General features: G+C 62.3%; 13 protein-coding genes. 11 read left to right on the top strand and 2 right to left on the bottom strand.

The window, feature by feature from the left end; translation table 11 throughout:
- The first annotated feature begins 152 nt into the window (after nucleotides 1-152).
- From ACIP1U_RS18710 to ACIP1U_RS18675, 8 genes are all read left to right on the top strand, one after another.
- Nucleotides 153-1,316, top strand: a complete 1,164-nt coding sequence (locus tag ACIP1U_RS18710; protein ID WP_400317657.1) for a thiolase family protein — start codon at nucleotides 153-155, stop codon at nucleotides 1,314-1,316.
- Between the two features lie 12 nt (nucleotides 1,317-1,328).
- A complete protein-coding gene (locus ACIP1U_RS18705) occupies nucleotides 1,329-1,742 on the top strand; it encodes a Zn-ribbon domain-containing OB-fold protein (RefSeq protein ID WP_400317654.1) in 414 nt (137 codons plus the stop codon).
- Between the two features lie 75 nt (nucleotides 1,743-1,817).
- On the top strand, nucleotides 1,818-2,642 hold the full coding sequence (locus ACIP1U_RS18700) for a crotonase/enoyl-CoA hydratase family protein (RefSeq protein WP_400317651.1): 825 nt from the start codon (nucleotides 1,818-1,820) through the stop codon (nucleotides 2,640-2,642).
- 35 nt (nucleotides 2,643-2,677) lie between these two features.
- Nucleotides 2,678-3,406, top strand: a complete 729-nt coding sequence (locus ACIP1U_RS18695) for a CoA transferase (RefSeq protein WP_400317648.1) — start codon at nucleotides 2,678-2,680, stop codon at nucleotides 3,404-3,406.
- 26 nt (nucleotides 3,407-3,432) lie between these two features.
- A complete protein-coding gene (locus tag ACIP1U_RS18690; RefSeq protein ID WP_400317645.1) occupies nucleotides 3,433-4,611 on the top strand; it encodes a CaiB/BaiF CoA transferase family protein in 1,179 nt (392 codons plus the stop codon).
- A 72-nt stretch (nucleotides 4,612-4,683) separates the two neighbouring features.
- The gene (locus ACIP1U_RS18685; protein WP_400317644.1) at nucleotides 4,684-5,652 is read left to right on the top strand and encodes a Bug family tripartite tricarboxylate transporter substrate binding protein; all 969 of its coding nucleotides are present in this window, start codon (nucleotides 4,684-4,686) and stop codon (nucleotides 5,650-5,652) included.
- A 136-nt stretch (nucleotides 5,653-5,788) separates the two neighbouring features.
- Nucleotides 5,789-6,970: a thiolase family protein gene (locus ACIP1U_RS18680; RefSeq protein WP_400317643.1), complete on the top strand. Its 1,182-nt coding sequence runs from the start codon at nucleotides 5,789-5,791 to the stop codon at nucleotides 6,968-6,970.
- Between the two features lie 120 nt (nucleotides 6,971-7,090).
- Entirely contained in the window at nucleotides 7,091-8,068 is a 978-nt protein-coding gene (locus tag ACIP1U_RS18675; RefSeq protein ID WP_400317641.1) for a Bug family tripartite tricarboxylate transporter substrate binding protein, read from the top strand.
- 45 nt (nucleotides 8,069-8,113) lie between these two features.
- Here ACIP1U_RS18675 and ACIP1U_RS18670 read toward each other — a convergent pair whose 3' ends face one another.
- Complete coding sequence (locus tag ACIP1U_RS18670) at nucleotides 8,114-10,828, bottom strand: LuxR C-terminal-related transcriptional regulator (RefSeq protein WP_400317640.1); 2,715 nt, start codon at nucleotides 10,826-10,828, stop codon at nucleotides 8,114-8,116.
- A 540-nt stretch (nucleotides 10,829-11,368) separates the two neighbouring features.
- Here ACIP1U_RS18670 and ACIP1U_RS18665 point away from each other — a divergent pair.
- The 3 genes from ACIP1U_RS18665 (at nucleotide 11,369) to ACIP1U_RS18655 (ending at nucleotide 15,407) form a co-directional block, all read left to right on the top strand.
- Complete coding sequence (locus tag ACIP1U_RS18665) at nucleotides 11,369-12,424, top strand: phosphotransferase (RefSeq protein WP_400317637.1); 1,056 nt, start codon at nucleotides 11,369-11,371, stop codon at nucleotides 12,422-12,424.
- 218 nt (nucleotides 12,425-12,642) lie between these two features.
- Nucleotides 12,643-14,205, top strand: a complete 1,563-nt coding sequence (locus tag ACIP1U_RS18660) for an AMP-binding protein (RefSeq protein WP_400317634.1) — start codon at nucleotides 12,643-12,645, stop codon at nucleotides 14,203-14,205.
- 59 nt (nucleotides 14,206-14,264) lie between these two features.
- Nucleotides 14,265-15,407 (top strand): porin, encoded by a 1,143-nt coding sequence (locus tag ACIP1U_RS18655; RefSeq protein WP_400317633.1) that lies wholly within the window; start codon nucleotides 14,265-14,267, stop codon nucleotides 15,405-15,407.
- Nucleotides 15,408-15,530: 123 nt separating this feature from the next.
- Here the strand turns inward: ACIP1U_RS18655 and ACIP1U_RS18650 are convergent, their stop codons facing one another.
- Nucleotides 15,531-15,704, bottom strand: a complete 174-nt coding sequence (locus tag ACIP1U_RS18650) for a hypothetical protein (protein ID WP_400317630.1) — start codon at nucleotides 15,702-15,704, stop codon at nucleotides 15,531-15,533.
- Nucleotides 15,705-15,732 lie beyond the last annotated feature (28 nt).

The following is a 15,732-nucleotide window of genomic DNA, read 5'->3' as shown; positions in this document are numbered from 1 at the left end:
TCACTAGACTGCTTCCCAGACGTGAGGGTAGGGGATCCCACGGTGACACCGGGTAGCGTGCGAAACATCGGTACTCGCTTGCTTCAGCGCCGCGCCGTGTGTTGCCTCGCAGTGCTGGCCGAAAGCGCACATCAAGGATAGGAACGAAAGCGATGTCTCTAAGAAATGTTGCGGCGATCACAGGGTATGCAGAGTTCAAATCCCAGAAGACCGCAGACGGGCTCACGCCCATGGGATTGACCGCGGAAATCGCGCGCAGGGCGGCGCTGGACGCGGGTGTGTCTCCCGGTGAAATCGACGGCCTGCTCGTCACCACGCCGGTGGCTGCATACAGCATGTTCTGGCCGTCTGCCGTGGCCGAGCATCTGGGTCTGAACCTGAAGTACTTCGATACGGTGGAGCTGGGTGGCGCATCGGCGGCCGGCATGGTGTGGCGCGCGGCTGCGGCGATCCAGGCAGGCCTGTGCGATCGCGTGCTCTGCCTGACCGTCGAAGTGCCGAGTGCAGACCGGAACAACAACCGCAAGGGCATGCTGCGCTCGCAAGCCGTTTCCGAATTCGAGATTCCATTTGGTGCTTCGCCGCCGAATGCCGGCTACGCGATGGTGGCGAGGCGGCACATGCATGAATTCGGCACGAAGCCGGAGCAACTGGCAAAGATTGCCGTGGATCAGCGCACGAGTGCCTTGTCGAATCCGCTTGCGCTCTTCAATCAGCACGCGCTCACGATCGATGATGTGCTGAACTCAAAAGTCATCTTCGACCCGCTGCACCTGCTGGAGATCGTCTCGCCTTGCGTGGGCGGTTCCGCGGTTCTGGTAACGCGGCAGTCCCTGGCGAACCGAGGGCCGAATCCGCCGGTCAGGCTATTGGGCGCAGGCGAGGCGGGGTCTCATCTTTCGATCACCCATCGCCAGGACATCACCACATCCTGGTCGAAGCAGTCCGCCGAAGCGGCCTTCGCCATGGCCGGCGTTTCTCCGGCACGCGTCGATGTTGCCCAGCTCTATGACTGCTACACGATCGCGGTCCTGATGGCGATCGAGGATCTTGGCTTCTGCCCCAAGGGACACGGCGGGCCATTTGTAGCGGAGCGTGACCTCACATTTGCGGGCGATTTCCCGTGCAACACCAACGGCGGCCAGCTGTCCTTCGGACAGGCAGGCGCCGCAGGCGGCATGACCCACGTCGTGGAGGGCGTGCGGCAACTGATGGGGCGCGCCGAGGCCCGGCAGGTCAAAGGGGCGACGGTCGGCGTCGTCCACGGCAATGGTGGCGTCATGTCAGACGAAGTCACGCTCGTCCTCGCAAACTGAAAAGGAAGACCCATGGCAGCCAATGAATATCGCAAGCCGCTACCGACACCGCAGCCGCATACCCGTGCGTTCTGGCAGGCAGCCAGGCAGAACGAACTCAAGATCCAGAAGTGCAAGCAATGCGGCCATGTCCAGCACTACCCGCGTGCCACATGCACGGCGTGCTGGGGTGCCGAACTGGATTGGCACACCTGTACCGGCAGGGGGACCGTCTATTCCTACACCATCGCCTATCGGTCGACCACGCCGGAGTTCGTGAACGACGATCCGTACATCGTCGCGATTGTCGAGCTTGAGGAGGGCGTGCGCATGACGACGAATATCGTGGACTGCCCCTTGGACGCGATTGGTGTCGACATGCCTGTCCAGGTCGTGTTCGATCACGTGACCGAGGAAATCGCGTTGCCGAAATTCAGGCCGGCTTAGGCTGCCTTAGAACGCCTCAGGGCGCCTGGTGACTCAGGCAACCACTGGCGAACGCAAGCTCTGCAGTCAGCCCCCTTGGCTGAGGGACAACTCATGGCTCATGGAAGGATCATGGATAACACTGATAAGCGCAGCTATTTCCGCACGGAAGTCATTGAAGATCATGTGCTGGTCATCACCATCGACAGGCCGGAAGCGCGCAATGCATTCAACCTCGCCATGGCTCTCCAGATGGAGGCGATCCTGGATCGGTTTGATGAGGACGATGCCTTGTGGGTAGCTGTCCTGCGGGGGGAGGGCACGACCTTCTGCGCGGGCCACGACCTGAAGGCCGCGGCAATCGGCGAGATCGCCCGCGCACCGAAGCGCGGCGGCTTCGGCATGATGACGCGCCCGCCGCTGAAGCCCGTGATCGCGGCGATCGAAGGCCATGCCTACGCGGGCGGTCTGGAGCTTGCCCTGTCCTGCGACATGATCGTCGCCTCGGATGAGACCCGGTTCGCCTTGACCGAGGTGAAGCGCGGCCTGGTTGCCACTGGCGGGGGATGCTTCCGCCTGCACAAGCGGATTCCGTATCACCTGGCCATGGAGATGATCCTGACCGGAGAGCCACGCAGCGCGGCCGAAATGCAGGGGCATGGCCTGCTGGCGAAGGTCACGGCGCCAGGCAAGACGTTCGAAGCGGCGCTCGAACTGGCGCGCAAGGTGATCGCCAATGCCCCGATCGCTGTTCGCGCCTCCAAGGAAATCGTGTCGCGCTCGCAGGCGGAAGGCTGGACCGAGGAGGAAAGTTGGTCGAAGCAGCGAGGACCGGCGGGCCGCAACGCCGAGTCCGAAGACAAGCGGGAAGGACTTGCTGCGTTTGCCGAAAAGCGCAGCCCGGTCTGGAAGAACCGCTAGCCGCGCGCCACCGATCGAAGATGGGAGCAGACCCAATGAAGGTGAATGGCATGCTGCATGGCGTCGATCCGTCTGGCAAGTCCCCGCACTGTAAACCGCTTGCCGGCGTCCGTGTCCTTGAGCTCGCGCGGGACGCCACGGTCTCGTCCTGTGCCTCGATACTGTCGCACCTTGGTGCCGAAGTCTTGCAGCTCGTGCCGCCGACGCCCGCGCATTCCGTTCCCGCCGGTGCAGGCGATGGCGCCTCCGGCGAAGGTCATAACGACGGCGCGAACGCGCGTGGGTCGTCGTCGGGACAACCACACTCGCTGACGATTGACTTTGCCGGGCCGGCGGAGCGCGAACTCATTCTCCAGCTCGCCAAGGAATGCGACGTGTTTCTCGGCAACCCCGACGTTGTGCAGATGACGCGTTGTGGCCTGGACTATGAGGCGGTGTGGAAAGTCAATCGTCGCATCATTTATCTTCTTCAGTCGGAGTGCGGGCAGGGGGAAGACTCTGCACACGCAGAGTCATCTCAGAGCGGGCTCCATGGTGCGATCGCCGTGCTCGGCGCCCTGCGCCATCGCGAGGTGCACGGCGGTCCTGGGCAAGCAATCGACCTTGCAGCCCGATCGTTACTGCCAGGCAAGCCCTGGTTCGCGGCAGCCCGCGATGACGCGCCGGGGACGCCGCCCGGGCAGGTTGCGCGCCACATCCTTTCCGACTGGCTCAGCCTGTCAAAAGAGCAGCTCACATGTCTGGTGAATGACGGCGTGATCTGATCGCCTTGCCTAAGGAGCACTTGACTATGAAGAAAGAAAACGGCCCCATGCTGGAGGGGATTCGCGTCGTCGACATGTCGACCGTGATCTTCGGGCCATATTGCACGCAGATCCTGGCTGACATGGGCGCGGATGTCATCAAGATCGAGCCGGCCGAAGGGGACTCGATGCGCCATACCGGCCGCGTCGCCGAGACGCCTGGCATGAGCGGCACGCATATGACGATCAACCGCGGGAAGCGCTCCGTCACGTGGGACCTGCGTAGTGAATCAGGCCGGGAGGCGATGCGCCGGCTATTGGAGTCGAGCGACGTCTTCATCCACAACGTACGTGCCGACGGTATCGCCCGGCTTGGCCTTGACTATGACGCTGTCCGCCAGATTCGGCCTGACATCATTTACGTTCACTGCGTTGGGTTTGGCATGTCGGGGCCCTATGCATCGATGCCGGCCTACGACGACGTCATCCAGGCCGCCTCCGGCATGGCTTCGCTATTGCCCAGGGTGGATGGGGACCCCAATCCCCGCTATTTTCCGATGATCATCGCGGACAAGGTGTCTGGCCTGCACGCCGCTTACGCCACGCTTGCCGCTCTGGTCCACAAGCTTCGAACCGGCGAAGGTCAGCATGTGGAGGTGCCGATGATGGAAGCCCTCACGAGCTTCACGCTGCTGGAGCACCTGGGCGAGCGCACGTTCGTACCGTCTATCGGCAATATGCTGTCTCCCAGGGTCATGAATCCAAAGCGCAAGCCTGCGCGGACGAAGGATGGCTACATCGGGATCACGCCCTATTCCGATGAGCGGTGGGTCGCCTTCTTCCACGCCGTCGGCAGGAGTGGCGTGCTGGAGGACCCTCGGCTCAACTCGAAGGCGCTGCGAACCAGGCACCTTGACGTCATGTACGAACTGCTTGCAGAGGTTACCCCTGAGCGGACCACGGATGAGTGGCTAGCCCTCCTCAAGCAGGCTGGCATTCCGGCCATGCGTGTCAATGATGTGGAAGACCTGTTCGACGATCCACACCTGAAGGCAGTCGGCTTCTTCCAGGATCGGCATCATCCCAGCGAAGGCAATTACGTCGAGGTACAGCCGCCCGTCAAATTCTCCGCCAGGCCGGAGCCAAGGATTGGACCCGCGCCTCGCCTCGGGCAGCACAGCGATGACCTGCTGGACGAGCTCGGCATGACCGAACGCAAGGCTTAGACCGCCAAAGTCTTGCGGTAGCTGGTCCACAGCATCTTCGTGTGGATAAAGAAAATGGATGGAGACAAGGAAATGAGAAAGCATCGCCTGGCCGGCGCCATGCTGGGTATTGCGCTCGTGCTATGCGGCGCAAGGAGTGTGGGAGCAGCGTATCCGGACAAGCCGATCCGGCTGATTGTATCTTTCCCCGCTGGCAGCGGACCGGATCGGCAGGCGCGGTATGCCGCGATGAAACTGCAGGAACGGAACGGGCAGGCAGTCGTCGTCGAAAACCGGCCGGGGGGTAACGGCATCATTGCCGCACAGGCGGTGGTGCATGCGCCGCCGGATGGGTACACCGTCTTCTTTACCAGCAACTCGCCGGTGGCGACCAATGTCGCCATGTTCAATGCCTTGCCCTATGACCCCATCAAAGACCTTGCACCGGTTGCCAGGCTGACGAAGTCGGTGATGACGGTCGTAGTTCCAGGCGGGTCGCCCATCCGTACTGTGGCGGATCTGGTGGCGCGGGCAAAGGCCGCTCCCGGCAAGCTGAACTACGGTAGCGGTAGTCCGCTGTACCAGCTCGCGACGGAGAAGTTCCTGGTTGCAGCGGGGGTTTCCGCGGCGCACGTGCCGTACAAGGGTGCGGTGCAGGCGCTCAGTGACCTGGCCGGCGGGCAGATCGACTTTGCATTCGCCGACTACTCCATCGTCCGGCCTCATGTCCAGTCCGGAAAGCTTCGCATCCTGGCGGTGACAGGCGACAAGCGGCTTTCCATGGAGCCTTCGGTGACCACCATGCAGGAAAGTGGCTATCGCGACTTCGTCTTTGCAACGTGGATGGCGGCCTATGTTCCAGCAAAGACGCCGCCGGACATTGTCAAGAAGCTCAGCGACGATCTGCTCGCCATCTATGCGCTCCCGGAGTCCGCCCGGTTCTCCCGGCAGATGGATGGGGAAATCTTCCTTGCCGGACCGGCAGAGTTGCACCGCTTTCAATTGGCCGAGATCGAGCAGGCGAACAAGATTGTCAAGGCGGCGGGCATTCCTAAGCAGTAAGAGGACATCGGATGTGTGTGATGGCTGGTAGCGGCAGCCAAGGGATCTTTCGAGCCTTGGATATACCGAAGCGGCAATCCGGCAGTTGGAAGACAGCGGAATCACTTGAAACAGACCAGGACTGACAAAGGAAATCATGAGAACGGAAGCCGTCATTGTGGACGCGGTTCGCTCGCCTATGGCCCGAGGGAAGGCCGGCGGGGCGTTTGCCAACCTCCATCCTGTGGAGATGCTGGCGCAGGTGCTGCAGGGACTGGTGCACCGGAACGATCTCGACCCCGCGCTGGTTGACGATGTGCTGATCGGTTGCGTCAGCCAGGTTGCGGAGCAATCGGCCTTGCCAGGCCGGAACGCGTGGCTGGCTGCCGGCTTTCCGGAGCATGTGCCGGCGGCGATGATCGACCGCCGCTGCGGATCGAGTCAGCAGGCGGTGCATTTTGCCGCGCAGGGGATCATGGCCGGCGCCTATGACATCGTGATCGCCGGCGGTGTCGAGTCGATGAGCCGCGTCCCGATGGGAAGCTCGCGTGGGGGTGCCGATGGCGATGGGCCCTCCGTGCGGGCCCGCTATGCGCCCGGACTCGTCGGCCAGGGTATCTCGGCAGAGTTGGTGGCCCGGAAATGGGGACTCGGCCGGCAGGAGCTGGACGCGTATTCCGCCATGTCGCACCGCCGCGCTGCCACCGTGCAGGGAAGCGGTGGATTCGACGCAGAAATTCTCCCGATTCGCACGGAGGCTGCAATCGTCAAGGCGGACCAGACGATCCGGCCGGAGACGACGGTGGAAGGCCTTGCCCAGCTCAGACCGTCATTCCACACCGAAGCCTATGCCGAGCGATTTCCGGAAATCGAATGGAGCATCACGCCGGGAAACTCTTCCCAGATCACCGACGGCGCTTCCGCGGTCCTGGTCATGAGTGAAGCGATGGCACGGAAGCTGGGTCTGAGGCCCAGGGCTCGGTTCGTGTCCTTCGACGTGCGCGGCGATGATCCCCTGCTGATGCTGACCGCCCCGATCACGGCGACAAGGCGGACGTTGCAGAAGGCTGGCCTCGATGCCGGCGACATCGACCACTTTGAAGTCAACGAGGCTTTCGCCCCGGTTCCTCTTGCCTGGCAGCGGGAGTTCAAGGTGGATCCGGAGCGGTTGAACCCGTGCGGCGGCGCCATCGCCCTCGGCCATCCGCTCGGCGCCTCCGGAGCCCGTCTCATGACCACTATGCTCCATGCGCTGGAGCGCAGCGGTGGCCGATACGGACTGCAGACGATGTGTGAAGCCGGCGGCATGGCCAACGCCACCATCATCGAAAGACTGTAATCAGGACAACGCGCGCGCATTCGGAATGCCATGGCATGGCAGGGGGACGTTCGCCCTGCGCTGCCGGCATGCAGCCATGCAAGCGACATGTTCGATTTCCCAAGTTCGAGGTGACTTCCTATGATCGCAAGAACGCTGCTCGTTGTCGCAATCTTCGTCCTGGAAACAGTTTTCTCTCTGTGCCATGCGCAAACCTATCCATCGCGGCCCATCACCCTCGTGGTGCCCGCGCCTGCCGGTGGCACCCTGGATACCATGGCCCGCACCCTGGCACAGGAGATGGCTAGTCAGATGGGCCAGCCGGTCATCGTGGACAATAAGCCAGGGGCAGGCGGAATACTGGCCGTGCAGACGGTGACGCGTGCGGCGCCCGATGGCTACACCTTGCTGCTGACGCATTCCGCCCCAATCATCAGCACCCCCTATCTGGTCTCGAAAGTGCCCTATGACGTGCGCCGCGACCTGGCGTTCATCTCACAGATTGCCACGGGCCAGTTCGTACTGGCCGTCAATCAGCGCGTGCCGGCCACCGACATGAAGGCGCTCCTTGCCTGGGCGGCGCAGAACAAGGACAAGGTGTCCTTTGGCTCGTACGGGGTCGGCAGCTTCGCGCACCTGGCGGGCGCTTTCCTGAACCAGTCGAGGGGCCTTGACATGGTACACGTTGCTTACAAGGGAGAAGGACCGATGGTTCAGGATCTCGGCGCGGGGCATATCTCTCTGGCAATCAGCACGCTTACCTCGATGGCGCCTTACATCCAGAGCGGCAAGGTGCGCCCGCTTGCGGTGTTCGGCGACCATCGGGCCAGGAGCTTGCCGAATGTGCCGACCATGGCAGAAGCCGGCCTGGCCGACCCCGAGCTCGAGTCAGCTGCCTGGGCCGGGTTGCTGGCGCGTGCCGGCACGCCGCCGGCCATCCTTGCCCGGCTGGAGCAAGAGGCGGGCACCGCCGCCAGATCGAAGCCGATGGCAGCGCGCCTCGGCCTCTCCAACAGCGAGCCGATTGGCAACACCGGTGCCGAGTTCAGACGGGACTTCGAGGTGATCGAGCCGACCGTCAGGCGGCTGATCAGGATGTCGGGCGCCAAAGCGGAATAAGCGCGGCCATCCCGTCTGGATGGTGATCCACCCGCAACGCCATGCCTAGCTGATCAGTCCCAGCAGGCGCGCTTTCGCGACTGCCTGGGTTCGGCTATGCGTACCGAGCTTCTGGCTGATATTGCGGAGATGGGTGCGCACCGTGCTGTCGGAGACGAACAGCTTCTCGCTCATGGCCTTGTTGGAACAGCCCTCGGCGAGCAGGCGCAGCACCTTGAGTTCGGCAGCTGACAGCGGTGGCGTCGACTCACCGCTGTCGCCGGGCGTCCGCGCCCCGGGGTCATCCAGAAACGGCCCGAATCCCTGCAGCATGCGCTGCAGGAAATCGGCAAAGATGGGGTCGCGCTGAGTCGGCGGTTCGGCCTGGCTTGACCGCTCCAATCGCAAGACAATGTTGCGCGCAGGTCTGCCTTCATCCAGCACCAGGCGCATGATGCCCTCATGGCACGCGGCCTTGAGGAGGTCCCGCATCTGAGCGTTCGCCGCGGCCATGTTGCCCACGGCGTCCAGTGCCAGGCTCCTCAGCACGCGGAGCTTCATGGCGCGCCGCAGCCGGCGCTGGGACGTCGCCATTGAAATGGCCAGCTCGATGGCCGGCAGTGCCTCGCTGGCTTGGCCCGCAGCGATCTGCCAACGCAGCTGGCCCAGTTCGAGATAGTCGACATCATTGGCGGGAAGGCGCAGGTCCTGGCAGCGCTTCCAGATATCAGGGAAATTGGCGCGCTCGAGCTCCATCCGGGCTGCCATCAGATCGCCTTGCATGACCAGCAGGCGCGCGCGCTCGAGCTTTGCGTTGGCCACGGCACGGGCCGCATGCCGGTGATGGCCCAGGTACTCGAGCTCGCTGAGTAGCTGGAAGGCCTGGGGGACGTTGCCGTTGGCGACAGCAATCCGCGCCAGGGTGACGTGTCCCGTGACCATATGATCGGGCAGGCCGAGATCCTTCGTGATCGGCACATAGACATCGAGCAGGCGCGCAGCCTGCTCCAGTTCATTGGCTTCGTACAGTGCATGGGCGTAGAAGACGCCGGCCCATGCGTTGCCGGTTGTGTAGCAGTAGGAGGGAGCGCCGGTTGCGGCCACGGCCATGCGGAAGCGGGCAGTTGCCTGCCGCAGCCGGTTTTCCTGCATGTCGATCATGCCCTCGACTGACTCCGTATACATCAGGCCGAATGGGTTCGGGTTGTCGGATTGCGTGACCCTGGCCTTATCGAGGAGCTTGCGGGCTTGCTCATGTTCGCCCCTGATGGCAAAGACAACGGCCATCGCATTGGCCAGGATGCCGTCGGCAAACGAATTTCCGCTCGGAAACGACGATAACGCCGCTACGCCCACCTCATATGCGGCTTCCTGGCGATCCACGCTTGCCAGCAGCAGCGGGCGCAGGGCGCGAATGTGGGTGACGACCTCGGGATTCGTCGCCTCCTTCAGTTCCGGTTGCTCCAGGTGCCGGTTCGCATCGTGTGCGCCCCGGGTGAAATACACGGCAAGTATCTGGACCACCCGAAGAATAGGGTAGTTGGCCAGCAGGGCCGGCGGTATCGCCCCGAACCAGCGGCTGAGAAGTCGCCAGCGGCCGCTGGCCAGAAAATCGTCGGCATGGGTGGCGAGGAGAACCAGGGCACGCCCGTAGTCCTTTGCATCGATGGCATAGTCGATCGCGGGCACGGGTCGGCCTTGCTCTTCATGCCAGCGCGAAGCCGCCATCGTGAGCCGGGGAGCCTCGTTCGGCATCTCGTGCGCCAGCTGATTCCGCAGAAAGCTGGCGAACAGGCTGTGATAGCGATACGTCGGCTCCGGACCGGCGATCGAGGTGAGGAACAGGTTGGATCTTTCCAGCCGCTCCAGCATCTGCGTGCTGTCGGTGCGTCGCAGGATCGCATCGCAAAGCGCAGGGGAAAGGTGCTTCAGGACGCTGGTCCGCAGCAGAAAATTCCTGGTCGCGGCTGGCTGCCGGTTCAGGACATCCTCGCTCAGATACTCGGCTATCTCCCGGTTCGACGCCGAGAAGCGAGTGATGAAATCACTGTGCCTGACATGGCGCTCCAATGCGACGGAGGCGAGCGATATCGCAGCGACCCAGCCTTCCGTAGTCTGGTGCAGCTGACGCACCTCGTCGTGCGGTAGCGACAGGTGACGCTTCTTGTTGAAGAAGTCCACAGTCTCCTCGAGCGACAGCCTGAGCCATGAAGCATCGATTTCCACCAGTTCGCCTTGCACGCGAAGCCGGGCCAGCCCGAGATCCGGGGTGGTTCTTGTACCGATTACGATCAGTCCGCGGCGCGGGAGCTGGCTCAGGATTTCTCTGAGCAAGCCCAGCACGGCCGGTTCGTGAAGATGCTCCAGCTCGTCCAGAAAGAGCGCGAACGGCGATGGACTTCTGCCTAGCTCCTGGATCGTCTCCAACACGGTCATGGATTGCCGCGGCTCCCGATTGTCCCGCTCGTGCTGTCGGGGAGCGAGCCGGGAGACGGCCATCGCAAGATTGCCAAGAAAGCGCGAAGTATCGTTGTCCGCCGCGTCGCAGGTCAGCCAGGCGGTAGCAACGCCATTGCCTTCGAGTCGGGAACGAATCTGGGTCATGGCCGTTGTCTTGCCAAAACCGGCGGGCGCGCTGATGAGAACCACCTTGGCGGCGTGCGCGTCACAGGCCGCGTCACAGATTGACTGACGCTGGACCTGACTTGGCAATGCATTGGGGGGGGTCAGCTTTATCGCAACTGGCGGCAAAGGCCCGTGCCGCTCTCTACTGCCGATCATCTCGTTGTCTCCTGAGCGATGCACAGCGCATGCCCGCAGGTGGCCGTCAACTCCGTGGAGGATGGGTCGTTGCCCAGGCCTTGCTGCGATTATCAAATATTTCGCTTGCGTAGCACAACCATGTTCGAAGCGACGCGTGCTGGTCAATCTTGCGCGCGGCGTGTTGGCCGGCGATGGGAAAGCATGATTCGGATGGAGACGCCTCCGATCGTCAATTTTGCCGATGTGCCAGCGCGAATGCTTTGGCCATACTGGCCGCACGCCACTGATGTCTTGCCAGCGCGGGCGGGGCGGCCGCGCTGACCTGCCGTGGCCACTTCCAGTCGGCTCTGTTCCGGTATGGACTGCGGTCGGCGTCGAAGCCACGTGATATCCGCGCCGGCTTGACCGCCATCGGCGACACGCAGATACGCGGACTCAATCGAGAATAGTTATGAATCTGAACGACACCCCGCCGGGACCACCATGTGCGGTCAATCCGTTTGAAGCCTTGTCAAATCGGTATTTCCGCCCTGTGGTCTCGCCGTTGGAGATCCGGGAATGAGCCCGGACACTCTGACCGTGGATGTACTGCCATCGCATCGCTTCCATGTCGATGCACTGGTCGCGTACTTGCGCGGACGCCTGGATGGCGTGGATGAAACACTGGCCGTATCCCAGTTCCAGGGCGGGCAGTCGAATCCCACCTTCCTGCTGAGGGCGAACGGGCACAACTATGTGCTGCGCAAGAAGCCGCCTGGCAAGCTGCTTCCCTCCGCACACCAGATCGAGCGCGAATACCGCGTCCTGACGGCACTGGGCAATACCGGCGTGCCCATTCCACGAGCGAGACTCCTGTGTGAGGACGCAAGCGTGATTGGTACGCCGTTCTACGTCATGGAGCATCTTCCGGGAAGGATACTCAGTCGGGTGGACCTTGCCGGGGTACCGGCGGCAAGCCGCAAGGCTGTCTATGGGGCGATGGTGGACGCGCTGGCAAGCCTGCATCAGGTCGACTGGCGTGCGGCGGGCCTGGGCGACTTCGGTCGTCCAGAGGGCTATGTGGAACGCCAGATCGCGCGTTGGAGCGCGCAGTACCTGGCGAGCCAGACCGACGAAGTTCCGGCAATGCATGCGCTGATGGCATGGTTGGCCGCGCAAAGTCCCGTGCTGAACCGTGATGCGATTGCGCATGGGGACTTCCGGCTTGGCAACCTGATCTTTCATGCCAAATACCCGGAAGTCGTCGGCATTCTCGACTGGGAACTGGCGACGATCGGCCATCCTCTTGCAGACCTTGCCTATTGCTGCATGCCTTATGTGCTGCCTGCAGAGGTCTTTCCCAACGGTCTCCATGGCCTGGATCTGGAAGCCGCGGGCCTTCCCGGCCTGGACAGCCTGGTGTCAGCCTACGTCAGCAAAGCGGGGGATGCGGATCTTGAGCATTGGCCGTTCTTCGTCGCATTCTCGCTGTTCCGCTCGGCCGCTATCGCGCAGGGTGTCTACCACCGCGCATTGCAGGGGAATGCAGTCGGCGCCGACGCATCGGAGTTCGGTCGGCGGGCACGCCAGTTCGCCGAGGTCGGGTGGCAGGTGGCACGGCGGCGGTCGGTATGAGTTGGCATTGGCCGCGCCGCGGGCAACTTCTGTTCAAGGCCGGATCCGGTAAGGCCGGGTCGCGGCGATGGGTGGATATCCGCAGCGCCGGGCACAGCATGCCGGCGTACGCGCGGTCCAGTCCGTTTCGGAGCTCCATGGCCAGGCCTTGACGGAGTATCGGTCAGCCCCCGGCAAGTGACGTCGGAACAAGACTATTCAAAGGAGGAGACATCATCATGGACCAGTCAATTCAAATGGCCCCAACCATTGGCACGCTGCTGCTGCGCTCTGTCTGGCAGTACGGTGACCGGACTGCATTCAGCTGGGAGGGCGGATCGTTGAGCTATCGCGCCATGGGCGACCTGCTTGGGCGCATGCAGGCCGCATATGCGGGCGCGGGCTTGACCCGCAGCCATCGGGTCTGCCTGCTGACCGGCAATTCGGCCTTCGGCTGGTGCGCTGGCATGGCGGCACTTTGCAGCGGAATGATCAGCACACCGCTTCATCCCCTTGGCTCCCTTGAAGACCATCTGCTGCAGATCCAGGATTTCAATGCGGACGTGCTGGTGGTGGATGTCTCAACGCACCGGGCGCGCGGCGAAGAGATTCTCGCGGCCGCACCCGGTTTGCGCTCGGTGTTCAGTCTCGGACAGTCGGATTTCGGCAGTGATTTGCTGGCACAGGCGGAAAAGGCCGGAAGTTGTTCGCCACGTGATCTCACGCATCGGGAAGACGTTCCGTATGTCCACTATACCGGCGGATCAACCGGTCGGGCCAAGGGGGTGGTACGGGACCACGCGGCATTTACCGCGATGCTGCTGAACGGCCTGGCTGATTTCGAGATCCCGGCCGTCCCGCGTTATCTTGCCGTGGCGCCGATCACCCATGTGACGGGTACAAAGATCATGCCGACGCTCGTACGGGGTGGCACCGTCCATCTCCAGGACGGTTTCGCGCCAGACCGCGTGCTGGATGTCATCCGTCGTGAGCGCATCAACATGGCGCTGATGGTTCCAACCATGATCTACAGCCTGCTGGACCATCCCTCGCTGGGCAAGGCAGATCTGTCATCGCTGGAACTGCTGCTTTATGGCGCGTCGCCCATGTCCGCAGCTCGCCTGCATGAAGGCCTGGAGCGCATTGGCCCGGTCTTCGCCCAGCTATATGGCCAGACGGAGGCTTACCCCCTGGCCTATCTTCGGCGGGCTGACCATGATCCCGCCAACCCGGAGCGCTTTGCGTCCTGCGGCCGTCCCACGCTTGGCACCCTTCTGAAGGTGCTGGACGACCAGGACCAGGAAGTTCCAATGGGTGAAGCCGGGGAGATCTGCGTGCGAGGCATACACGCCATGCGCGAGTATCTCAACTTGCCCGAGCTGTCCGACAGTGCACTGAACAATGGCTGGTTGCACACCGGCGATATCGGGCGATTCGATGATCGCGGCTATCTCTACATCGTTGACCGGAAGAAGGACATGGTCATCTCAGGTGGATTCAATGTCTATCCGCGAGATATCGAGGACATTATCAGCACTCACCCGGCCGTGTCGATGGTGGCGGTCATCGGGGTTCCCGATCCGAAGTGGGGTGAGGCAGTTGCGGCGCTGGTGGTGCGCCGCCCTGGCGAGCAGGTCCAGGCGGAGGAGTTGGTGCAACTGGTGAAGTCGCGCAAGGGGGCCATCTATGCGCCGAAGCAAATCGAATTTGTCGAAAAACTCCCGCTTACCAGTGTCGGAAAGATAGATAAGAAAGCACTTCGCACGCGCTTCTGGGAAGGGAAAAGTCGCCAGGTATCGTGAGTCGCATCTTGGCCACGCATGACTGGGATTGAAAAAAAAGAACTAAAAGGAGGAGAACCATGAAGGCAGCACCTGGAGTGAGGCAGTACTGTTGTGCCGTTCTCGCAAGTGCGGCGGCGATTGCCGGCAGCCCTGCGAGGGCGCAGTCCACTGTCACCCTATATGGCGTCGTGGATGCCAACATCGAGTATGTGAACCATTTCTCCAGTATCAGGCCATCTGCGGCCAACGGCTTTGCAACAGGGCCGGGCCAGAACCTGGTCCGCATGAATTCGGGCGGGCTTTCTGGTTCACGCTGGGGCCTGCGTGGCACGGAGGATCTCGGTGGTGGACTGAAGAGCGTATTTGTCCTGGAGAGCGGGTTCGGTCTGGATACAGGTACGCTGCAGCAGGGCGGCCGTTTATTCGGCCGTCAGGCCTACGTGGGCATTGAACGCAGTGGGTTTGGCCGCATCACATTCGGGCGGCAATATACGAGTCTCTTCGATGCCTTCGCGAATTTTTCGCCGACCGCATACTCGACGCAGTACGAGCCAATCGCGGCGCAGACGGGTGCCAACCTTCGCTCTGACAATACGGTGAAGTACACGGGGAAATTTGGAGCGCTAGGGGCAATCGCTCATTGGTCTTTTGGCAATGGGGTCACTGGGGCAGGTGAAGTGCCCGGGCAGTTTCGTCGTGACACCGGCTACGGCGCGGCGCTTTCATACGCCGCCGGCCCGCTGGCCCTGGCCGCCGCTTATGACCAGTACAACCCTACGCTGGATACTGTGACCGGTGCGACTGGAACCATCAAGAAGGCTGGCGCAGCAGTGAGCTATGACTTCGGTCCTGCAAGGCTGATGGGCGGCTATCGTTGGGGCTCGAGCGTGAGCGCCGCGGGTGCCACAATACTTCGTGACAACTACTATTGGATCGGCGGAATCTACCAGGTAACCACGGCACTGGATCTGACGCTTGCCTACTACTACGACGACGTCAGAAATCTGGGGGGCGCCAATATCGAAAATCCGTGGCAAGTGTCGTTCATCGCAGACTACAACTTGTCCAAACGGACAGACCTTTATTTGACTGCCGCCTACGCGAAGAACGCCGGCCTGAACTTTGATACTTCGGCCAATGGCTTTTCAAACGGCTATTTCCCTGGCAGCGGCAAGAGCAGTATGCTCGGTCTCGCTGCGGGCGTGCGGCACAAGTTCTGAGCCAGCATTAAAAGGTGTCTGGTAGATCGCGTGCAGATTTCCCTTGTTGGAAAAGCCATCACGCACGGGACCGTGCGCGAAGCCCCGTGATGCTGGTCCTTATCTCGGATTGCCCGCCTGCTGTCAGGCCATTTCACTGGCAGCTTCGCCAGCCAGCGCGACTTCCGTCTCGTCGGTCACCGTGCGTTCCGCTATCGCGTTGTCGTCTCCGGAAACCATGTCGCCCAGACCGATGACGACCGTGATATTCGGCGTCCAGTTCTTGCGGTCGGTGCTGACCGCGGCAAACGTGGTCACCGTTGAGGTGTAGCACTGCGCTCTTATG

The organism is Cupriavidus sp. NPDC089707, from assembly GCF_044748965.1.
GTDB lineage: Bacteria > Pseudomonadota > Gammaproteobacteria > Burkholderiales > Burkholderiaceae > Cupriavidus.
Note: the sequence above shows the minus strand (reverse complement) of the source record. Positions and strands in the feature narration are given on the sequence as shown.